This is a genomic window from Phenylobacterium sp., assembly GCF_037189685.1.
Classification (GTDB): domain Bacteria; phylum Pseudomonadota; class Alphaproteobacteria; order Caulobacterales; family Caulobacteraceae; genus Phenylobacterium.
On the sequence record NZ_JBBCIT010000017.1, the window covers coordinates 11,699 to 31,689 of the forward strand.

The 19,991-nt window shown below is 71.2% G+C and carries 18 protein-coding genes; 13 read left to right on the top strand and 5 right to left on the bottom strand.

What is annotated here, in order from left to right; genetic code table 11:
• Positions 1–23: 23 nt before the first annotated feature.
• Positions 24–1,907, top strand: a complete 1,884-nt coding sequence (gene uvrC / locus WG212_RS12665) for an excinuclease ABC subunit UvrC (RefSeq protein ID WP_337187461.1) — start codon at positions 24–26, stop codon at positions 1,905–1,907.
• 39 nt (positions 1,908–1,946) lie between these two features.
• On the opposite strand, the gene WG212_RS12670 is transcribed toward uvrC, so the two are convergent.
• The gene (locus WG212_RS12670; RefSeq protein WP_337187462.1) at positions 1,947–2,717 is read right to left on the bottom strand and encodes an SDR family NAD(P)-dependent oxidoreductase; all 771 of its coding nucleotides are present in this window, start codon (positions 2,715–2,717) and stop codon (positions 1,947–1,949) included.
• A gap of 238 nt (positions 2,718–2,955) precedes the next feature.
• On the opposite strand from WG212_RS12670, the gene WG212_RS12675 reads away from it, so the two are divergent.
• From WG212_RS12675 to WG212_RS12695, 5 genes are all read left to right on the top strand, one after another.
• Positions 2,956–5,727: a TonB-dependent receptor gene (locus WG212_RS12675; RefSeq protein ID WP_337187463.1), complete on the top strand. Its 2,772-nt coding sequence runs from the start codon at positions 2,956–2,958 to the stop codon at positions 5,725–5,727.
• Between the two features lie 123 nt (positions 5,728–5,850).
• On the top strand, positions 5,851–6,642 hold the full coding sequence (locus tag WG212_RS12680; RefSeq protein WP_337187464.1) for a hypothetical protein: 792 nt from the start codon (positions 5,851–5,853) through the stop codon (positions 6,640–6,642).
• A 405-nt stretch (positions 6,643–7,047) separates the two neighbouring features.
• A complete protein-coding gene (locus WG212_RS12685; RefSeq protein ID WP_337187465.1) occupies positions 7,048–8,238 on the top strand; it encodes a thiolase domain-containing protein in 1,191 nt (396 codons plus the stop codon).
• A gap of 2 nt (positions 8,239–8,240) precedes the next feature.
• Complete coding sequence (locus WG212_RS12690) at positions 8,241–8,669, top strand: Zn-ribbon domain-containing OB-fold protein (protein ID WP_337187466.1); 429 nt, start codon at positions 8,241–8,243, stop codon at positions 8,667–8,669.
• 64 nt (positions 8,670–8,733) lie between these two features.
• Entirely contained in the window at positions 8,734–9,231 is a 498-nt protein-coding gene (locus tag WG212_RS12695) for a DUF3237 domain-containing protein (RefSeq protein WP_337187467.1), read from the top strand.
• Positions 9,232–9,256: 25 nt separating this feature from the next.
• Here WG212_RS12695 and WG212_RS12700 read toward each other — a convergent pair whose 3' ends face one another.
• A complete protein-coding gene (locus WG212_RS12700) occupies positions 9,257–9,838 on the bottom strand; it encodes a hypothetical protein (protein ID WP_337187468.1) in 582 nt (193 codons plus the stop codon).
• A 231-nt stretch (positions 9,839–10,069) separates the two neighbouring features.
• On the opposite strand from WG212_RS12700, the gene WG212_RS12705 reads away from it, so the two are divergent.
• The 4 genes from WG212_RS12705 to WG212_RS12720 are packed head-to-tail and all read left to right on the top strand — an operon-like array spanning position 10,070 to position 14,301.
• Positions 10,070–10,465 carry an OB-fold domain-containing protein gene (locus WG212_RS12705; protein ID WP_337187469.1) on the top strand — a complete coding sequence of 132 codons (396 nt, stop codon included), beginning with the start codon at positions 10,070–10,072 and terminating at the stop codon, positions 10,463–10,465.
• Positions 10,466–10,469: 4 nt separating this feature from the next.
• The gene (locus WG212_RS12710) at positions 10,470–11,612 is read left to right on the top strand and encodes a hypothetical protein (protein WP_337187470.1); all 1,143 of its coding nucleotides are present in this window, start codon (positions 10,470–10,472) and stop codon (positions 11,610–11,612) included.
• Positions 11,612–13,075 carry a CehA/McbA family metallohydrolase gene (locus WG212_RS12715; RefSeq protein WP_337187471.1) on the top strand — a complete coding sequence of 488 codons (1,464 nt, stop codon included), beginning with the start codon at positions 11,612–11,614 and terminating at the stop codon, positions 13,073–13,075. The genes WG212_RS12710 and WG212_RS12715 overlap by 1 nt, the downstream gene beginning before the upstream one ends.
• Positions 13,076–13,131: 56 nt before the next feature.
• Entirely contained in the window at positions 13,132–14,301 is a 1,170-nt protein-coding gene (locus WG212_RS12720; protein ID WP_337187472.1) for a Gfo/Idh/MocA family oxidoreductase, read from the top strand.
• On the opposite strand, the gene WG212_RS12725 is transcribed toward WG212_RS12720, so the two are convergent.
• Both WG212_RS12725 and WG212_RS12730 read right to left on the bottom strand, forming a co-directional pair.
• Complete coding sequence (locus WG212_RS12725; RefSeq protein WP_337187473.1) at positions 14,298–15,050, bottom strand: PIG-L family deacetylase; 753 nt, start codon at positions 15,048–15,050, stop codon at positions 14,298–14,300. The two genes, WG212_RS12720 and WG212_RS12725, sit on opposite strands and share 4 nt — an antisense overlap.
• Before the next feature lie 7 nt (positions 15,051–15,057).
• A complete protein-coding gene (locus WG212_RS12730; protein WP_337187474.1) occupies positions 15,058–15,483 on the bottom strand; it encodes an Lrp/AsnC family transcriptional regulator in 426 nt (141 codons plus the stop codon).
• 124 nt (positions 15,484–15,607) lie between these two features.
• On the opposite strand from WG212_RS12730, the gene WG212_RS12735 reads away from it, so the two are divergent.
• Positions 15,608–16,753 carry a saccharopine dehydrogenase C-terminal domain-containing protein gene (locus tag WG212_RS12735; protein WP_337187475.1) on the top strand — a complete coding sequence of 382 codons (1,146 nt, stop codon included), beginning with the start codon at positions 15,608–15,610 and terminating at the stop codon, positions 16,751–16,753.
• 25 nt (positions 16,754–16,778) lie between these two features.
• On the top strand, positions 16,779–18,296 hold the full coding sequence (locus WG212_RS12740) for an aldehyde dehydrogenase family protein (RefSeq protein ID WP_337187478.1): 1,518 nt from the start codon (positions 16,779–16,781) through the stop codon (positions 18,294–18,296).
• 13 nt (positions 18,297–18,309) lie between these two features.
• On the opposite strand, the gene WG212_RS12745 is transcribed toward WG212_RS12740, so the two are convergent.
• A complete protein-coding gene (locus WG212_RS12745) occupies positions 18,310–19,599 on the bottom strand; it encodes a transcription antitermination factor NusB (RefSeq protein WP_337187476.1) in 1,290 nt (429 codons plus the stop codon).
• Positions 19,600–19,652: 53 nt separating this feature from the next.
• Here WG212_RS12745 and WG212_RS12750 point away from each other — a divergent pair, with 53 nt between their 5' ends.
• Positions 19,653–19,880 (top strand): DUF1674 domain-containing protein, encoded by a 228-nt coding sequence (locus tag WG212_RS12750; RefSeq protein WP_337187477.1) that lies wholly within the window; start codon positions 19,653–19,655, stop codon positions 19,878–19,880.
• Positions 19,881–19,991: the final 111 nt, after the last annotated feature.

The window sequence follows — 19,991 nt, forward strand, 5'->3', positions numbered from 1 at the left end:
CGGACTCGCCTATATTCGGCCCGATGCCGGATTCCCCCGAAGCTCCCGCCGCCCTGAAGGGCGCTGCGCTCATCAAGGACGAGGTCCGTCGCCTGCCCGACCGGCCGGGCGTCTACCGCATGGTGGGCGAGGACGGCGAGGTGCTCTACGTCGGCAAGGCCCGCAGCCTGAAGAAGCGCGTCGTCCAGTACGCCCAGGGCCGCTTCCACACCCAGCGCATCGCCCACATGGTCGACGCCACCCGGGCGATGGAGTTCGTCGTCACCCGCACCGAGACCGACGCCCTGCTGCTCGAGATCAACCTGATCAAGCAGCTCAAGCCCCGCTTCAACGTCCTGCTGCGCGACGACAAGTCGTTCCCCGAGATCGTGATCCGCCGCGAGCACCCGGCCGCCCAGCTCCGCAAGCATCGCGGCGCCCACACCATCCGGGGCGACTACTTCGGCCCCTTCGCCAGCGCCGGGGCGGTCAACCGCACGCTCAACACCCTGCAGAAGGCGTTCCTCCTGCGCTCGTGCTCGGACAGCGTCTACGAAAGCCGCACGCGTCCCTGCATGCTGCACCAGATCAAGCGCTGCGCCGCGCCCTGCACCGGCCTCATCGGCCTCGACGACTACAACGCCCTGGTCGAGCAGGCCGGCGACTTCCTGCGCGGCCGCTCGCGCGTCGTCATGCAGCGCATGTCCGAGCAGATGCAGGTGGCCTCCGACGAGATGGAGTTCGAGCGCGCCGCGCGCCTGCGCGACCGCATCCGCGCGCTGGCCAGCGTGGCTCAGGAGACCCAGATCAATCCCGAGACCCTCGAGGAGGCGGACGTCTTCGCCCTCCATGCCGAGGGCGGCCAGGCCTGCGTCCAGGTCTTCTTCTTCCGCGCGGGCCAGAACTGGGGCAACCGCGCCTATTTTCCCAAGATCCCGCAAGGGGGCGTCGACAGGACCGACGAAGACCCCGACATCATGGGCGCCTTCCTGGGCCAGTTCTACGACGACAGGCCGATCCCGAAGCTCATCCTGGTCAACGTCGAGCCGGCCGAGCGAGAACTGCTTGCCGAGGCCTTCCGGCAGAAGTCCGGCCGCCGGGTCGAGATCGGCCGGCCGCAGCGGGGCGAGAAGAAGCAGCTCGTCCAGCACGCCCTCACCAACGCCCGCGAGGCCCTGGGCCGCAAGATGGCCGAAGGGTCGGCCCAGAGCCGGCTCCTGGCCGGCGTCTGCGAAGCGTTCGGCCTCGACGGCAATCCCGAGCGGATCGAGGTCTACGACAACTCGCACATCATGGGGACCAACGCCGTCGGCGGCATGATCGTGGCCGGCCCCGAGGGCTTCCAGAAGAACCAGTACCGCAAGTTCAACATCAAGGGCTCCGACATCACGCCCGGCGACGACTTCGGGATGATGAAGGAGGTGCTGCGCCGCCGGTTCGGCCGCCTCGTGAAGGAGGAGGAGGAAGGCCTCGCGGACGCGGTCCGTCCCGACCTCGTGCTGATCGACGGCGGCCAGGGCCAGGTGGCCGCGGTCATGGAGATCATGGCCGACCTCGGCGTCGACGACATTCCCGTCGTGGGGGTGGCGAAAGGGCCCGACCGCGACGCCGGGCTCGAGCGCTTCTACATTCCCGGCAAGCCCTACTTCATGCTCGAGCCGAAGAGCCCGGTGCTCTACTATCTCCAGCGGCTGCGCGACGAGGCCCACCGCTTCGCCATCGGCTCCCACCGCACCCGCCGTGCGGCCGACATGAAGCGCAATCCCCTGGACGAGATCGAAGGCGTCGGCCCCGGCCGCAAGCGCGCCCTGCTCCATGCCTTCGGCAGCGCCCGCGGCGTCGCCCGCGCCAGCCTCGAGGACCTCGCCAAGGTCGACGGCGTCTCCGAAGCTCTGGCCCGGCGCATCCACGCCCACTTCCGGAAGTAGCGCGGCTCTGGACGGCGGCCCGCGGGCGGCGGCGCCCGGCTACTTCAGCGCCCAGCCGCCATCGACGTTGAGCACCTGTCCGGTGATGAAGCGCGCCGCGTCCGAGGCGAGGAAGGCCACCGGGCCGGCCAGGTCGGCCACCTCGCCACGCCGGGGGATGCACTGGTTGGCGACCACCAGGTCGAAGATGCTCTGCAGCTTCGCCTCGGAAAGGGGGCTGCCCTCCTTCCGGACCTGCGGCTGGATCAGGCCGGGCGCGACGGCGTTGACCGTGATGTCATAGGGGCCGAGTTCCCGCGCCAGCGCCCGGGTCAGGCCCATGACGCCGCCCTTGGACGAGATGTAGGGGACCATCTCGGTCGGAAGCCCGTGGTCCAGCGTGGTCGAGGTGATGTTGATGATGCGTCCCCGCCGGGCGGCCTTCATCTCCGGGATGACCGCGCGGGCGCAGAGCCAGCTTCCCGTCAGGTTGACCGCGATCGCCCGGCTCCACTGCTCGACCGAGAAGGTTTCCGCCGCCTGGGTCGGCGCGAACAGGCCGCCGGCGTTGTTCACCAGCACCGAAATCCCGCCGAACGCCTTGCGGGCCTCGGCGACGCCGGCCTCGACCGAGGCTTCCGACGACACGTCCATCGCGACGGCGACGGCTCTGCCGCCGGCGTCGCGGATCGACCGGGCCGCCGCCTCGGCGCCCGCCGCGTCGACGTCGGCGACGATCACCGCGGCGCCCTGGGCGGCGAAGGCCTCCGCATATCCGCGCCCCAGCCACCGGGCGGCGCCGGTGATGAGTGCGACCTTGCCTTCCAGCATCTGCGGGTCCTCCTTGCGCGGTTGAAAGTTAGAACCCTAACTGATCCGGCGCGGAGGCGATGGCAAGTGCGGCGCTCCCCGCCGCGACGGTTCCCGCCCCCCGGCGTGTCCGGCGTGCGCCCGGAGCACGGGCGCGCGCGCGCGATCCGGCGACTGACACGGTGGGTTCACGGAACTGTTCCGCGAACGTCGCACGGCGCTCTTAGTGAGCGTCCCCTCACCAGGGGGATTACCGACAATGCTGAACACGACCGGCCGGCGCGGTCTCGCGCGCCTTTTGGCCTGCACCGCGCTCTCGTGCCTTCCGGCCACCGCCTTCGCCGAGGATCTCGTCGGCGTCGTCACCAACGCCGCCAGCGGAAACGCGCTGGCGGGCGCCGTCGTGCGAGTGGGCGAAGCGGGCCGCGAATCGGTCACGGCCCAGGACGGCGGTTTCGTGATCACCAACCTCGCGCCGGGCGACTACACCCTGGTCGTCACCTACGCCGGTCTGGACGCCCAGCGGATTCCCGTCACCGTGGCGGCCGGCCCGCCCACCCGCCAGAACGTCCGGCTGACCAGTTCGGCGGTGAACGTCGAGGAGATCCTGGTCGTGGCCCGGCTCGAAGGCCAGGCGGGCGCCATCAACCTTCAGCGCCAGGCGCCCAGCCTGCGGACGGTGGTGTCCGCCGACGCCCTGGGCCAGATCCGCGAAGGCAACATCGGCGACGCCCTGGTCCGGCTCCCCGGCGTCTCGGTCGAGACCCGCGCCGGCGTCCAGCGGACGGCGACCATCCGGGGCCTGGCGCCGCAGTACAACACCGTCACGGTCGACGGCCTGCGCATGACCAACGTCGACGGCAACCGCGACATCGCGCTCGACAGCTTCCCGGCGAACATGCTGGCGCGGGTGGAGGTGGTCAAATCGCCGACCGCCGACATGTCGGCCGACGCCATCGGCGGCACGGTGGATCTCGTGACGAAATCGGCGTTCGACCGGCGCGGCCTCGTGATCGAAGGCGCCGCGGGCGGGACCTACAACGACCTGCGGGGCAACTGGAACTACCAGGCGGGGGCCACCGTCTCCAACACCTTCGGCGCGGACGAGCAGTTCGGCCTTCTCGGCTCCCTCTATTACTTCCGGGACGAGCGTGGCTACGACGTCATGCAGACGGGATATAACGTCAGCGCTCAGGACGAAAAGACGATCAACCGCACATTCTACTACGACCGCTCGGAGACCAAGGACAAGATCGGCGCAGGCCTGACGTTCGACTTCCGTCCCTCCGACAATACGCGGGCCTTCCTGCGCGGCATCTATCACTACGACTACCGGGACCTGAATCACCAGGGTACGGACTACCGGCCGAATGCCGCCACCCTGGCCAATGTCACTCCGGACAGCGCGACGTCCACCGGCGGCCGGATCGACACCATCGCCTTCTACCGGGAGCCGAAGAACGTCTTCCAGATGTACTCCGGCGGCGCCGAGCATCGCGCCGGCGCGTGGACGGTGGACGGCCGGGTCGCGTTCTCGAAGGCGCGCAAGACCTATCCGGTCACGCTGCAGCTGGTGAACTCCTTCAACGGCGTGAACCTGGCCTACGACCGTTCGGATCGGGACTTCCCGGTCTTCACCATCACCAACAACATCGACGTCACCGATCCCGGCCGGCTGGCGTTCCGCCAGTTCGACACCAACCAGGTGCCGCGGACCGAGAAGGAATGGTCCTTCGACTCCAACTTCGCGCGCGAGTTCACCGGCGCCGTGCCCGTCCGCATGAAGGGCGGCGTCCGGGTGACCCTGAAGGACGCCTCCCAGGCCCAGCCGCTGACCGTCCGCTACACGGGCCTCACCGGCGTCGCGGTGGCGGACCTCCTCGAGCCCCTGTCCAGCCCCGACTTCATGAAGGCGTCTGACGGGCGGGCCGTGCTGGTCGGCTTCACGCCGGACTGGCGGAAATATCTCCAGCTCCAGCAGACCAATCCCGGAGCCTTCACCCAAACCGCCGCCGCCCGGCTGTTCACCGAGGAGACGCGCGCCAACGCCGACTTCACCATCGGCGAGGACATCTACGCCGGTTACCTGATGGGCACGATCGACCTCGACGCCTTCCAGATCGTCGCGGGCGCCCGCATCGAGCATACCAAGGTGTCGAGCGAGGCGAATGCGGTCGTCACGAACAATGGCCTCATCCAGTCGATCACCCGGGTGAGCGACTCCAACACCTACACCAACGTCCTGCCCGGCGTGCAGGTCCGCTACACGGCGATGGAGGACCGTCTGGTCCTGCGTGGCGCGGTCACCCAGTCGATCTCGCGTCCGCCGCCGGGCGACCTCGTGCCGTCCCGGCAGGAGAACGCCCAGCTCAACCAGCGGGTCATCGGCAACCCCAACCTGAAGCCGGCGGAATCGCTGAACCTCGACGCCTCCGCGGAGTACTTCCTGCCCCCGGTCGGCCTGATCTCGGCGGGCGTGTTCTACAAGGACATCTCCGACTTCGTGTTCAGCTCCAGCCGCATCGCCGCCGACGGCGTCGACGAGCGGACCCGCCAGAACGGCGAGGGCGGGAAGGTGACCGGCCTCGAGGTGGCCTGGGTGCAGCAGTTCACCAGCCTGCCGGGCATGCTCTCGGGGCTGGGGGTCGAGGCCAACTACACCTGGCTGGACTCCAAGGGCGCGTATCCCGGCCGCGCCGAGGACCTCCCCCTGGTCAATTCGCCCCGCCATATCCTGAACGGCGTGGTGTCCTACGTGCAGGGGCCGGTCAGCGTGCGGTTGTCCTACAACTACCTGTCGAAGCGGCTGGAGTCCGTGGGCGCCCGGGCTGCGCTCGACGTCTACAATGCGAAGTCGAGCGTCTGGGACCTGGCGGTCAAGGTCCGTGTCCGCGACCGGCACAGCGTGTTCTTCAACGTCAAGAACCTGACCGACGAGCCGACGATCCAGTATCAGGGTGGCCGGTCGGACCCGACGCTGCTCACCTACTACGGCCGGCAGTTCAACTTCGGCGTCAATTTCGACTTCTAGGCGAGGGGGCGGCCGGTGGAATGCCGGCCGCCCTCGCTCCCGCCCCCCGTTTCCGCCCTTGGGGCCGTCCTGCCCGAGGCCCTACGTCCGATTCTGACGTAGCGGGGTGTTGGGATGTTCCTCATGTCCGAGGGACCCGACATCGACACGGTTTCGCTGGCCACACTGGACCGGCTGGCCGCGCTGGACCTCTCCGCCGCGGAGAAGGCCCACGGCGCCCTCATGGCCGCCGAGGCCAAGGACATCCCCGAACTCTCCCGCGCCTACCGCGGCCTCGCCCGGTCCCTGCGCCAGACCCTGGCGCTCAAGGACCGCCTGCGCCGCGCCCGCCCCGAGCCCGCCCGGGGGCCGAGCCGGCTCGACCCCGACCGCATGGCCCGCGCCGAACGGCTCGACCTCCTGGCCGACGCCGTCCGCGACGCCGCCGCCGGACAGGGCTGCGATCCCGCCGAACGCGAAGACCTCGCCGAACGCTTCCACGACGAGGCCTGGGACTGGATCGAAAGACCCGACTTCCTCACCGAAGACCTCGACACCCTCATCCAACGCGCCCGCACCCTCATGGACCTCGACGACGAGGACCAGGGGAGCGATCCGGAAGACGGCTCAGACGGCGACCTCATCGAAGGCGAAGCCCGCGAGGTCTTCCGCCCCGAACCCGAGCCGGACCCGTCACCCCAGACCGCACAGCCCTATGACGACGGCGAAGGCCCCGAGGCCCAGGCCGCAGACCCACTGCCGCCGGACCCCCTGCCGCCGGAGGTCCCGCAGGAACCCCCGTCGCAACCCCGATCCGGCCACCGCTGGGACATCCCCACCCACGACCCGCCGGCCCCGGTCTCGCCCCCCAGCCCCGACCCCTTCGCCAACTGGCCAAGGCGCATCGTCCCCGACCACCCCTTCAACTCGAGCTGACAGGGCTCTCCCGGCGACGCCGGGGTGGCGCGAACAGCCGCCTTCGGACCACGAAAAACACGAAAGGACACGAAAGGGCGTCCGGCCCCGACAGGCCGCGAAGCGGCGTCCCCTCGTGGAAATAATCGCGGAAGCCCGCGACTCCATGATCGACCCTCCGCTCACGCGGAGGCTCAGGATGCCCGGCCCCTTTCGTGTCCTTTCGTGTTTTTCGTGGTTCCAGACAGACGCAGGGACCGACAGGCCTCCGGCGTCGCCCAGCCCCACGAATCCATCGACCGCACGACGCGCGCGCCTACCCGCACATCCCTGACCCTAGGTGGATTGCCGGACGCCCGCCCGGCGGATAAGGCCATACCGGTCTTTCGCGCCGATCCCGTCTTTCGGGGCAGTTCAGGGGGAGCCATGACGATCAAGGGCAAGGCCTATGTGATGGGGGCCTACGAGCACCCCACCCGCGACGCCCCCGACAGGACCACCGCCCAGCTCCACGCCGAGAGCGCCAAGGGGGCGCTGGAGGACGCGGGCCTGTCGTTCGACGACGTGGACGCCTACTTCTGCGCCGGCGACGCACCGGGCTTCGGGGCCATGTCGATGATCGACTACATGGGCCTCCGCAACGTCCGCCACATGGACACCACCGAGACCGGCGGATCTTCCTACCTGGTGCATGTGAACCACGCCGCCCAGGCGATCGCCGCGGGCAAGTGCAGCGTCGCCCTCGTCACCCTGGCCGGGCGGCCGCGGAACGGGGGGAACCGGCCCGGCGCGGCCGGCGGCGGGCGGCCGCCCCAGGGCCTGAGCGACGGCGCGCCCGAGGCCGGCTTCGAGAGCATCTACGGCGGCTCGACCCACAACACCTACGGCATGTGCGCCATGCGCCACATGTACGAGTACGGCACGACGTCCGAGCAGCTCGCCTGGATCAAGGTGGCCGCCAGCCACCACGCCCAGTGGAACGAGCACGCCTTCCTGAAGAACGTGGTCACCGTCGAGGAGGTGGTGAACAGCCGGATGATCGCCGACCCGCTGCACCTGCTGGACTGCTGCGTGGTGACCGACGGCGGCGGCGCGGTGATCGTGACCTCGCCCGAGGTGGCGCGCAGCCTGAAGCGCCCGAAGGTGAAGCTGCTGGGCGCGGCCGAAGCGCCCAAGGTGCAACTGGGCGGCAAGCTGGACCTGACCCATTCCGGCGCGGTCTGGTCGGGGCCCAAGGCGTTCGAGGAAGCGGGCGTGACGCCTGCCGACATCAAGTACGCCTCGATCTACGACAGCTTCACCATCACGGTGCTGATGCAGCTCGAGGATCTGGGCTTCTGCGCCAAGGGCGAGGGCGGGAAGTTCGTCGCCGACGGGAACCTGATCTCGGGCGTCGGCCGGTTGCCGTTCAACACCGACGGCGGCGGCCTCTGCAACAACCACCCCACCAACCGGGGCGGCATCACCAAGATCATCGAGGCGGTCCGCCAGCTCCGGGGCGAGGCCCATCCCAAGGTCCAGGTGGCCAATTGCGACCTCGCGCTGGCCCACGGCACCGGCGGTTCGCTGGGCGTGCGCCACGGCGCGGCGACCCTGATCCTCGAACGGGAGGGCTGAGCATGTCCGAAACCCAAAAGGCTCCTGGGCCGATGACCCGGCCGGTCCCGGCCCCCGCCGTCACCCTGGAATCCAAGCCGTTCTTCGACGCCGCCGCGGAAGGCCGGTTCCTGATCAAGCGCTGCCAGGCCTGCGGCGAGGCGCACTGGTATCCCCGCTCGATCTGCCCCTTCTGCCACTCCGACCGCACGGTCTGGGAGGAAGGGTCCGGCGAGGGGGTGGTCTATACCTACTCGGTCATGTGGCGCTCGCCGAGCGGCCCCTACGCCATCGGCTACGTCACCCTGGACGAGGGGCCGAACATGCTGACCAACTTCCTGGACGTGGCGCCCGAGGATCTGAAGATCGGCCTGCGGGTGAAGGTGAAGTTCCAGGCCACCGAGGGCGGCCCGCCTGTCCCGGTGTTCGTGCCGGCGTCGGGGCCGGCGTAGGGGCCGGCGCAGGGAGCCGCACCGCCGGCGTGAGACCGGCGCGGACGCATGAGGAGAGGAAGAGATGTCCGAGTTCGACTTCGGCGACCGGTCGCTCCAGGGCCGGCCGTTGTGCTGCGCCCGCTTCGAGGTGGGCGGCATCATGGACCTGGGCGCCTCGCCGTGGTCCACCCGGCGCATCGGCTACATCACCGGCGGCCGCTTCGAGGGGCCCCGCCTCAAGGGCGAGATCCTGCCGGGCGGCGGCAACTGGTCCACCGCCGGCGCCGGCGAGGACGGCGCCGCGATCGGCACCTTCGACGCCCGCTGCATCTGGCGCACCGACGACGGGGCGCTGATCTACATGACCTACACGGGCCGCACCTGGGTCCCGCCGGACGTGGGCGCCGCCTTCCGCGACCCGGCCCAGCCCGAGGTGGACCCCGGCCGCTACCGCCTGCGGATCGCCCCGGTCTTCGAGACGTCGGATCCCCGCTACGCCTGGCTCAACGCCGTCCTCGCGGTGGGGGTGGGCGAACGCCTCACGGGAGGCGTCCGCCACTTCATCTACGAGATCCCCTGAACCGGCGCGAGGCCCGGAGCGCGGTTCACCAGAGGCCGGCCCAAGTGAGCTGGACCGGCGCCTCGGCGGTCCAGACGCCGTCGCCGTCCAGGTCGGAATAGACGGTGACCTCGAGCCGGCCGTCGTCCCACTCGGTCTTCACCACGTTTCCGCCGATCAGGACGTAGCTCTCGTCCCGGTCGATGTCCTCGCGCTCCAGCCGGCCGTCGCGCTCGACCTCGAACACGCCGGTCACCCGCCCCGCGGCGTCGAAGGTGAAGACATAGGAGTCGTCGTCGAACACCAGGAGCGGAGCGGTCGGGTCCTGCACGCCGGGGGTGGAACCCTCGCCGCCGCCGAGGCGCGTCAGGATCGCGGGATCGAAGGGCCCGTCGCCCTCGGCCAGCTCGATCCAGCGCCCGTCGCCGTCGGCGTCGCCGTAGACCGTCCACTCCTGCTCGCGCCCGTCGATCTCGGTCTTCACGACGAAGCCGTCGATCAGCCGGTAGGACTCGTCCTTCTCGATCTTCTCGTACTCGAGCCGGCCGTTCTTCTTGACCTCGGCGACCGAGGTCACGACGCCGTCCGCGCCGAAGGTGAAGACATACTGGTCGGGCTGGCGCGACATGGGGGGCTCCTGGTCATCGGGGGCCGCCGGCGGGCGGCGACGTGGAGCCCTTCTGCCGGACAACCTTCAAGCCCGGCTGGCGGCAAGATTTGGGTTTCGCAATGTTCGGCCGTCCCCGCGCCATCCGCCGCGTGACAATCGCCGTTCGGTCGTCTTTGCTGGCGCGCCGCTGATTTGCGGCCAGAACAGACCACATTTTCGAAGGGACGGATTTCAGGGATGCCACCACGCATGCTGCCGGAGCCCACTCCGGAGACCAGCCACTTCTGGGAGGGCGCCCTGCGCGGCGAACTCCTCCTCCAGCGCAACCGGCAGACGGGCGAGGCCTATTTCCCGCCGCGGCCGTTCTGCCCCAGGACCGGCTCACGCGACGTCGAGGTGTTCAGGGCCAGCGGCAAGGCCGTGCTCTGGTCCTACGTCATCAACCAGCGCCCGCGGCCCGACATGGGGACCGAGCCCTACGCCATCGCGGTGGTGAAGCTGGAGGAAGGCCCCACCATGATGACCAATATCGTGGGGTGCCCCCAGACGCCCGAGGCGCTGCAGCTGGACATGCCGCTGGAGGTCGTCTTCGAGAAGATGAGCGACACCATCGCGCTCCCGTTCTTCAAGCCGGCGGGAGCATAAGCCCATGAAGCCGAAATCCGTGGCCGTGGTCGGCGCCGCCGAGACCACGAAGATGGGCAGGATCCCGGACCAGTCCGTGATCGGCCTGCACGCCGACGCCGCGCTGAACGCCATGGCCGACGCCGGCCTGACGCCCGCCGACATCGACGGTGTCGCCACCGCCGGGATCAGCCCGGTGGAGCTGGCGCACTACCTAGGCATCGTCCCCACCTACGCCGACGGCACCCAGGTGGGCGGCTGCTCGTTCATGCTGCACGTCCGCCACGCGGCGGCGGCGATCAACGCCGGCCTGGCGAAGACCATCCTGATCACCCACGGCGAGAGCGGTCGGTCCCGCGTCGGGGCCGGCGGCTTCCCGCGCTCGCCCGCGAGCCTCGCGGGTCAGTTCGAGATGCCCTACGGCGTCGCCGGTCCTCCCACGATGTTCACGGTCCCGGTGCTCCGCTACCTGAAGACCTACGGCCTCACCGTCGAGGACCTGGCGCAGGTGTCGGTGATCCAGCGCGAGTGGGCGGCGAAGAACCCGCGCGCCAGCTTCAAGGACCCGCTCACCGTCGACGACGTGCTGAACGCCGACATGATCGCCTGGCCCTTCACCAAGCTGATGTGCTGCCTGGTCACCGACGGCGGGGGCGCCCTGATCCTCACCTCGGCCGACCGCGCGAAGGACTTCCCGCAGAAGCCGGTCTATGTCCTCGGCACGGGCGAGAGCGTCGAGACGCCGATGATCTCGCAGATGTACGACTTCACCTCCTCCACCGCCTTCAAGGTGTCGGGGAAGAAGGCGTTCGAGTCGGCCGGGATCTCCCACGCCGACGTGGACCACCTGATGATCTACGACGCCTTCGCCCACCTGCCGCTCTACGGCCTCGAGGACCTGGGCTTCGTGAAGCCCGGCGAAGCCGCGGCCTTCATCCGGGAGCGGAACACCGCAATTGGAGGCAAGCTGCCACTGAACACCAACGGTGGCGGCCTCTCGTACATGCACTCGGGCATGTACGGCATGTACGCCCTTCAGGAGAGCGTGCGGCAACTGCGCGGGATCGCCCCCGCCCAGGTGCCGGGCGCGAAGGTCAGCGTCAGCCACGGCGTCGGCGGCATGTTCGCAGCCTCGGGCACGATCATCTTCTCGAACGAGGCGCCTTAGTGCGGGCCCGGGCGTGGCTGGCGGCGGCGCTGACGCTGCTGGCCGCGCCCGCATTCGCCGAGAGCCTGACGCTGCGCGGCGTCCTCACCGGCGCCGACCACCAGACCTATCGCGAGGTCCCCTTCCGAGTGCCGGCCGGGACCACCTCGGTCACCGTCGCGTTCGACCATACCGGCAAGGACCAGAAGGCCGTCGTCGACCTCGGCCTTCGCGACCCCGACCGCTTCCGCGGCTGGAGCGGCGGGAACAAGGCCCGCTTCACCCTCACCGAGACCTGGGCCACGCCGTCCTACCTGCCCGGCCCGCTGCCGGCCGGCGAGTGGCGGCTGATCCTTGGGGTTCCGAACCTGCGCCAGGGCGCCCGCGCCGAGTATGTGGCGACGATCACGCTGGACGACAGTCCCGTCTTCCGCGGTTTCGCCGAGGCGCCGCTGCGCGACGGCCCCGGCTGGTATCGCGGCGACTTGCACCTGCACACCGGCCATTCCGACGGCAGCTGCGCCACCCAGGCCGGCGCCCAGGCAGCCGGCCGCCGCGCGCCCTGCCCGCTGCACCTCACCCTGGAGGCGGCCGCCGCACGCGGTCTCGATTTCGTGGCGGTGACCGAGCACAACGCCACCAGCCACCATCAGGCCCTGGCCGAGGCCCAGCCCCACTTCGACCGGCTTCTGCTGATCCCGGGCCGCGAGATCACCACCTTCCAGGGCCACATGAACGTCTTCGGCGTGACCGCACCGCTGGACTTCCAGCTCGGCGGCCCCCGCGCGCCCGACATCGGCGCCGTCCTGGATCAGGTGGAACGCGCCGGTGGCGTGGCGGCGATCAACCATCCCGGCCTGCCGTCCGGCGAGATCTGCATGGGCTGCGGCTGGACGGCGCCCGTCGACTTCGCCCGCATCGCCGCGGTCGAGGCCGTGAACGGCGCGATCGCCGAGGGCCCGCTCTCCGGCCTGCCGTTCTGGGAGGCCCGCCTGAACGAAGGCCGCCGCATCACCGCCATCGGCGGCTCCGACAACCACGACGCCCGCCTGCCGCGGGGGAACGCCGCGGCGGTGGGAACGCCGACAACGGTCGTCCACGCCGAAGAACTGTCCCAGCCGGCGATCCTCGCGGCGCTCCGTGCGGGTCGGGCGTTCATCGACGTCCAGGGCTCGGGGAACCGCCTGCTGGAGCTGACGGCCGGCCTCGGCGACCGCATCGTCGGCATGGGCGGTGTCCTCACGGCCCGCGCGGGCGAAGACGTCGCCCTGTCGGTTCGCGTGACAGGCGCGGCCGGCGGCCGCGTCGAGTTCCGCGGCGATCCGGGCCTGCGGGTCCTGCCGCCCGCCGCGATCACCGAGGCGGACCAGACGATCCGCGTGGCCATCGCCGCAGACGGCCGACCGCACTGGCTCCGCGCCGATGTCCGGGGGCCGGACGGAAAGCTCTGGCTGGTCGGAAACCCGATCTACCTCGAGGACTAGAGCCGCGCTCGCCCCATCGCGGGCGCCCCTGGCGCGTCTGCGGCGAAGCTGCTGAGATGCCGTCCATGACAACCTGCCGCATCGGCGTCATCGGCCTCGGCCAGCGCATCGCCCACGTCCTCGCCGCCATGCAGGAGGTGGGCTGGGCGCTGGACCTTCGCGGGCATGTGGACCCGGCGCCCGTGGGCGAGCCGATCCTGGTCGCCGCGGGCATCCCGATGGGCCGCGCCGTTCCCGATCTTGCCGGCCTGCTGGCCGAAGGCCCGCTGGACCTGCTCATGCTGGGCGCGCCCAACCACCTCCATGCCGCGCACCTGACGGCCGCGCTGGACACGGGCCTGCCGGTCTTCGCCGAAAAGCCGCTGGTGCGCACATTGGACGAGACGGCGGCCCTCGCGCGCCGGCTGGCCGGCCCGGCGACGCCGCCCGTCTACGTGGGGCTGGTGATGCGATCCCTGCCCATCGTGCGCGAGGTGCTGCGCCGGATCGACGCCGGCGAACTGGGCCAGGTGGTCTCGATCGATGCGACCGAGCACCTGCCGCCTGAACACGGCGGCTATCTCGCCCGCAACTGGCGGCGCCGGCGGGAGTGGGGCGGCTCGTACCTGCTGGACAAGGTGGTCCACGACTTCGACATCTTCGGCCGTATCGCCGGGGCGCGGCCCGCGCGCGTCGCCAGCTTCGGCGGCCGGCGCATCTTCACCCCCGACCGCCCCGCGCCGCCCCGGACCTACGAGGACGGCTCGCCCGCCTACGCCCTGCGTGACGCCGGCTGGTCGGGCGCGCCCGACGCCTTCGCCTCGGACATGGACGTCACCGACCATCAGGTCGCGCTGGTGGAGTATGCGAACGGCGTGCGCCTGTCGTTCCACGCCAACAGCCACACCGCCCTGGCCGAGCGCCGCTGGTATGTGGCCGGGACCGAGGGCACGCTGATCGCCGACCTGGTGCGGAACCGGCTGATGATCCGGCGCGCCCTGTTCCGCGGCAAGCCCGAGCGGGTCGAGTTCGGGGAGCGCACCGCCGACGCGCACAACGGCGCGGACCAGGCCATGGCCCGCGACCTCGCCGCCGCCCTCGCGGGCCAGGCGGCCTTTCCCGTCACGCCGTTCGAATCCCTCGAGGCCGGGATCACGGTCATGGCCATCGACCAGGCGATGGACGAGGCGCGCCTCGTCGACTGTGCGCCACTCTGGGCCGCCTATGACGCCGCCCGCGCCGGCTAAGGGTTTATCAGCAGCGGCCCGACCATCTGCTGCAGCACCGGCTGCCGCGGATACGGCGTGTGCCGGTATTGCCGGAAGCCCTCGGCGTAGCCGACGCCGAAGTCCTGACCCACGCGACGGCTCCAGGCCTCCATGTCGGCCAGGAAGTCCGACACGCCGTGCTGCTTGCGCACCCAGGCCACCTGGCTCCGATGCTCGGCCACCATCAGGGCCTTGGTGGGCATCAGGCGGGTGATGTCCACGCCGAAGTCCCGCGCAAGTCGGGTTCCGTCGCGATCCCGCCCGCCGATGGCGTCGGTGAAGTAGAGTGTGGGGATGCCCGCCAGGGGCGCGGCGCCGCCGGTGCGGTAGTTGGCGACCGGCGCGGCGAAACAGGCGTCGCGGGTCAGGGCGCTGATCGCCTCGTGGTCGGGATGGTAGTCCGCGGGCGAGGCGGTGATCACGACGTCGGGCTTCACCTCGCGCAGGAGTTCGGTGACAGCCCTCCGCGAGGGATCGTCATTGAAGACGCCGAGGTCCGGCAGGCCCAGGCAGCGGTAGGCGGCCCCGATGTGCGCGGCGGCGGCCGCCGCCTCCGCGCGGCGCATGCGGCCGGTCTCCTCGGGGCCATGATCGGCCGAGCCGCCTTCTCCCGCGGTGGCGGTGGCGACGACCACCCGATGGCCCAGCGCCGACAGGTGCGCCAGCGTGCCGCCGGCCAGGATGTCCAGGTCGTCGGGATGGGCGTGGACGGCGAGGACGGTGGCCATGACGCCCTCAGCGGTCGAACTTGGTGGACAGGACGAGAGCGGTGTTCGTGCGTTCCACCCCCTTCACCGCCCCGATCCCGTCGATCACGACATCCATCTCGGCCACTCCCTGCGCCTCCACGGTGGCGATCATATCGAACGGCCCGCTCACCGACTGCAACCGCCGAACCCCCGGCATCCGGTTCAGCGCCGCGGTCACCGCCGCCGCCTGCTTGGGCTCCACCGTCAGCATGACGAAGGCGTGGACCCGGCCTTGCTCGTAGGCCGGGGCCAGCCGGACGGCGTAGCCCGCGATGACGCCGCCGCGCTCCAGCTTCTGGAGCCGGGTCTGCACCGTGGTCCGCGACAGGCCCAGCGCCCGCGCCAGTTCCGCCACCGGCGCCCGCGCGTTGTCGCGCAGCTTCGCCAGCAGGTGCTCGTCAAGGTCGTCCATTCTCGGCGTTCCGCACAAAGAGTTCGTCGATCCGCCCTCATTAGGCCAACAGATCGACGGGGCGCCAATTGAAAGCGGCGCAGCCACACGCGAATCTTCCGGAACGTCCTCGGGAGGTCAGCACATGCGCAAGGTCTGTGTGATCGGAGCCGGCAAGATCGGAGCCACCGTCGCAGGCCTCCTGGCCGACGCCGGCGACTACGACGTGCTGCTGGTCGACCGCGACGCCGTCGCCCTGGCCGAAGCTGGGGCCCTGGTCGAAGCTGAGGACCTGGCCGAAGCCGGCGCGGGCCGCCCGCGGATCGTGGGCGCGGCCATGCCGGTCGCCGACCCCCAAACCCTCGCGCGCCGGATCGCCGGCGCCTTCGCCGTGGTCAACTGCGCGCCCTACCTCCTCACCACCGCCGTCGCCAACGCCGCCCGCATCGCCGACGCCCACTACCTCGACCTGACCGAGGACGTGGCCGCCAGCCGCGTGGTGCGCAGCCTGTCCGAGGGCGCGCAACGCGCCTTCATCCCCCAGTGCGGCCTGGCCCCCGGCTTCATCACCATCGCCGCCTGGGACCTGATCCAGCCCTTCGACCAGCTCCACGACGTGCGCCTGCGCGTGGGCGCCCTGCCGCGCTATCCGTCCAACGCGCTGAACTACAACCTCACCTGGTCCATCGACGGGGTGATCAACGAGTACTGCGAACCCTGCGAGGCCATCGTGGACGGCCGCCTGCGCGAGGCGCCGGCGCTGGAAGCGTGCGAGGCCTTCGCCCTCGACGGCGTCACCTACGAAGCCTTCAACACGTCGGGCGGCCTGGGCACGCTGGGCCACACGCTGGACGGCCGGGTGCGCAACCTCAACTACAAGACCATCCGCTATCCCGGCCACGCGGCGATCATGAAGGCGCTGCTGAACGACCTGAACCTGCGCAACCGGCGCGACGTGCTGAAGGACATCCTGGAGAATTCCGTTCCGGCCACCCTCCAGGACGTGGTGATCGTGTTCGTCACGGTCTCGGGGATGAAGCAGGGCCATCTCGTCCAGGAGACCTACGTCAACAAGTTCTACGCGCAGATCATGGGCGGCGAGGTCCGGAGCGCCATACAGGTCACCACCGCCGGCGCGATCTGCGCGGTGCTCGACCTGCTGGCCGAGGGCCGCCTGCCGCAGGCGGGCTTCGTGCGCCAGGAGGACATCCCGCTGGAGGCCTTCCTGGGCAACCGCTTCGGCCGCGTCTACGCCCCGCACGGCCTGGCCGTCCCGGCGGCCGCCGAGTAGCGGGAAACCTGATAGTCCGATGACCATGCAGACGAAGACGCCCTCCGCCGCGACCGAAGCCGCCGACCTCCTGGCCCGCCTGGGCGTGGCCGAAGCCCTCCGAACCGGCGGCGGCCGGACCGTGCGGTCGCCCGTCACCGGCGAGGCGATCGCCCAGGTCCACGACGCCGACGCCGCCGGGGTGTCCCGGGCCGTCGAGGCGGCGCACGCGGCCTTCCTGACCTGGCGCACGGTCCCCGCGCCGCGGCGCGGCGAGCTGGTGCGGCTGTTCGGCGAAGAGCTGCGCGCCGCCCGGGCCGCCCTCGCCGCCCTGGTCACGCTCGAGGCGGGCAAGGTCGCCTCCGAGGCGCTGGGCGAGGTCCAGGAGATGATCGACATCTGCGACTTCGCCGTCGGCCTGTCGCGCCAGCTCCACGGCCTGACCCTCGCCACCGAGCGTCCCGACCACCGCATGATGGAGACCTGGCATCCCCTGGGCGTGGTGGGGATCATCTCGGCCTTCAACTTCCCCGTGGCCGTCTGGTCGTGGAACGCGGCCCTGGCCCTCGTCTGCGGGGACGCCTGCGTCTGGAAGCCGTCCGAGAAGACCCCGCTCACCGCGCTCGCCGTCCAGGCCCTGTTCGACCGGGCCTGCGCCCGGTTCGGCGACGCGCCCGCCGGGCTTTCCGCCGTGGCGGTCGGGGGACGCGAGGTCGGAGAGGCGCTCGTGGACCATCCCAAGGTCCCACTGGTCAGCGCCACCGGATCGACGGCGATGGGGCGCGCCGTGGGACCGCGGCTGGCTGGGCGCTTCGCCCGCGCGCTGCTGGAGCTGGGCGGCAACAACGCCGCCATCGTCGCGCCCTCGGCCGACCTGGACCTGGCCCTGCGCGGCGTCACCTTCGCCGCCATGGGCACGGCGGGACAGCGCTGCACCACGCTCCGCCGCCTCTTCGTCCACGAGGACGTCTACGACGCCTTCGTCCCGCGCCTGAAGGCCGCCTACGCCAGCGTGAAGGTCGGCGACCCGCGGGCGGCGGGCGTGCTGGTGGGACCGCTGATCGACGCCGCCGCCTTCGAGCTGATGCAGGCGGCCCTGGCCGACGCGCGCGCGGCGGGCGGCGGCGTCACCGGCGGCGAGCGCGCGCCGATGGGCGCGGCTTACTATGCCCGGCCCGCCCTGGTGGAGATCGGCGACCAGGCCGAGGTCGTGAAGCGCGAGACCTTCGCGCCCATCCTCTACGTCATGCGCTACCGCGACCTGGAGGACGCCATCGCGCGGCAGAACGACGTGCCCCAAGGCCTGTCGTCCTCGATCTTCACGAACGACCTGCGCGAGGCCGAGCTGTTCGTCTCGGCCCGGGGCTCGGACTGCGGGATCGCCAACGTGAACATCGGCCCCTCCGGCGCCGAGATCGGCGGCGCGTTCGGCGGCGAGAAGGAGACCGGCGGCGGCCGGGAGGCGGGCTCGGACTCCTGGAAGGCCTACATGCGCCGCGCCACGAACACCGTGAACTACGGCCGCACCCTGCCCCTGGCCCAGGGCGTGACGTTCGACGTGTAGGCAGGGCCGCGCGCTACGCCCGCCGCAGACGCGCCACGTAGAAGCCGTCGGTCCCGCCCGGCAGATGGTGGGGCAGGATGCGCAGGGTCCCGTCGGGCCGCAGGCTGGCCTCGGGCGCGCCGCCCTCGCCCGGCGAAACGGGGTCGAGGTCGAAGCCGGGCGTGCGGGCCAGGAAGGCCGCGACCTGGGCCTCGCCCTCCTCGGGCTCCAGCGAGCAGACGCAGTAGACGAGGCGACCGCCCGGCCTCACCCGTCGCGCCGCGCCGTCCAGCAGGCGGGCCTGGACGGCGGCCAGCTTGGGGATCTCGGCGGGACTCGCCACCCACAAGACGTCGGGGTGCCGCCGGAAGGTGCCCGTGGCCGAGCAGGGCGCGTCCAGCAGCACGGCGTCGAACGTCCGGCCGTCCCTCCATTCGGCCGCGTCGGCGACGACCGTCTCGGCCGCCAATCCCGTTCGGGCCAGGTTCTCGCCCACCCGCTTCAGGCGCGCGGCCGAACGGTCGACCGCGGTCACATTCGCCCCCGCGGCGGCCATTTGCAGCGTCTTGCCGCCCGGCGCAGCACACAGGTCCAGCGCCGTTTCGCCGGGCCGGACGCCCAGCAGGCGCGCCGGGATCGCGGCGGAGGCGTCCTGCACCCACCAGCGGCCGTCGGCGAAACCGGGCCAACCCGACACCTCGCCCTTCAGTCCCGCGCGCAGTCCGCCGCCCGGCAGGACCTCGGCCTCCAGCAGGGCGGCGAGGTCGGGATCGGCGGCCTTCGGCGTGATGTCGGTGGCCGGCTCGGCGGCGATGACGGCGGCGACGGCGCGCGCCTCCGCCTCGCCATAGGCGGCCCGCCACCGGGCGAGGAGCCATTGGGGCGCCAGGAGGTCGGGATCGTCCAGCTCCACGGGCTCGCGCGTCAGGCCGCGCAGGACGGCGTTGACCAGGCCCTTGAAGGCGGTCCCGCCCTTCTGGGCCGCCGCCAGGTCGACCGTCGCGCCCACGGCCGCGTGCGGCGGGACCTTCAGGGCCAGGATCTGGGCCGCGCCCAGACGCAGCACATTCACGATCCGCTCGGGCGGCGGCTTCTTCAGCCGGGACTGGAGCACCGTATCGATGGGCCCCAGGCGCCGCAGCGTCGCCATGGCCAACGCTCGGGCGAAGGCGCGGTCGCGCGGCGCAAGCGCCGCCAGGGCCGGGTGGTTCAGTCCCTCGTCCAGGCCGGCCCGCCGCGAGAGGGCGGCGGCCAGGAGGTCGAGGGCGGCGGCGCGGGCCGGCAGGCCGCGGATGTCGGGGAGGCTGTCGGGGGTTTCACTCACGGCGCGGGGCGTGCCCGCTTGGAGCGCCGGGCGCAAGGGCTTAGATCAGGGGCATGGACGACCAGCCCCCCGAAGCCGCGCCTTCCGCCGCCGCGCCACCCCATGCGGCTCCGGGCAAGGCGCTGAGCCCCGCCGCCCGCCGCGCCCTGGAAGAGGCCGCATCCCGCCGCGCCACGGAGGTCGAGGCGTCCGAACGCATCGCCGAGGACGGCGGCCCCAAGGGCCCCGAACCCACACGCTTCGGCGACTGGGAGCGCAAGGGCCTGGCGGTGGACTTCTAGAGGCTGTTAGGGACTGCGCTGTCGGGGCTGGGAGCTTGCCCCTTTCGTCCAGGTCGTCATCGCCGGGCTTGTCCCGGCGACCCAGGGTTCCGCTTCCCTAGCCGTCTGCGG

Coding starts and splice junctions, on each gene's coding strand:
- uvrC (WP_337187461.1), top strand. CDS start 24: ATGCCGGATTCCCCCGAAGCTCCCGCCGCCCTGAAGGGCGCTGCGCTC.
- WG212_RS12670 (WP_337187462.1), bottom strand. CDS start 2,717: ATGCTGGAAGGCAAGGTCGCACTCATCACCGGCGCCGCCCGGTGGCTG.
- WG212_RS12675 (WP_337187463.1), top strand. CDS start 2,956: ATGCTGAACACGACCGGCCGGCGCGGTCTCGCGCGCCTTTTGGCCTGC.
- WG212_RS12680 (WP_337187464.1), top strand. CDS start 5,851: ATGTCCGAGGGACCCGACATCGACACGGTTTCGCTGGCCACACTGGAC.
- WG212_RS12685 (WP_337187465.1), top strand. CDS start 7,048: ATGACGATCAAGGGCAAGGCCTATGTGATGGGGGCCTACGAGCACCCC.
- WG212_RS12690 (WP_337187466.1), top strand. CDS start 8,241: ATGTCCGAAACCCAAAAGGCTCCTGGGCCGATGACCCGGCCGGTCCCG.
- WG212_RS12695 (WP_337187467.1), top strand. CDS start 8,734: ATGTCCGAGTTCGACTTCGGCGACCGGTCGCTCCAGGGCCGGCCGTTG.
- WG212_RS12700 (WP_337187468.1), bottom strand. CDS start 9,838: ATGTCGCGCCAGCCCGACCAGTATGTCTTCACCTTCGGCGCGGACGGC.
- WG212_RS12705 (WP_337187469.1), top strand. CDS start 10,070: ATGCTGCCGGAGCCCACTCCGGAGACCAGCCACTTCTGGGAGGGCGCC.
- WG212_RS12710 (WP_337187470.1), top strand. CDS start 10,470: ATGAAGCCGAAATCCGTGGCCGTGGTCGGCGCCGCCGAGACCACGAAG.
- WG212_RS12720 (WP_337187472.1), top strand. CDS start 13,132: ATGCCGTCCATGACAACCTGCCGCATCGGCGTCATCGGCCTCGGCCAG.
- WG212_RS12725 (WP_337187473.1), bottom strand. CDS start 15,050: ATGGCCACCGTCCTCGCCGTCCACGCCCATCCCGACGACCTGGACATC.
- WG212_RS12730 (WP_337187474.1), bottom strand. CDS start 15,483: ATGGACGACCTTGACGAGCACCTGCTGGCGAAGCTGCGCGACAACGCG.
- WG212_RS12735 (WP_337187475.1), top strand. CDS start 15,608: ATGCGCAAGGTCTGTGTGATCGGAGCCGGCAAGATCGGAGCCACCGTC.
- WG212_RS12740 (WP_337187478.1), top strand. CDS start 16,779: ATGCAGACGAAGACGCCCTCCGCCGCGACCGAAGCCGCCGACCTCCTG.
- WG212_RS12750 (WP_337187477.1), top strand. CDS start 19,653: ATGGACGACCAGCCCCCCGAAGCCGCGCCTTCCGCCGCCGCGCCACCC.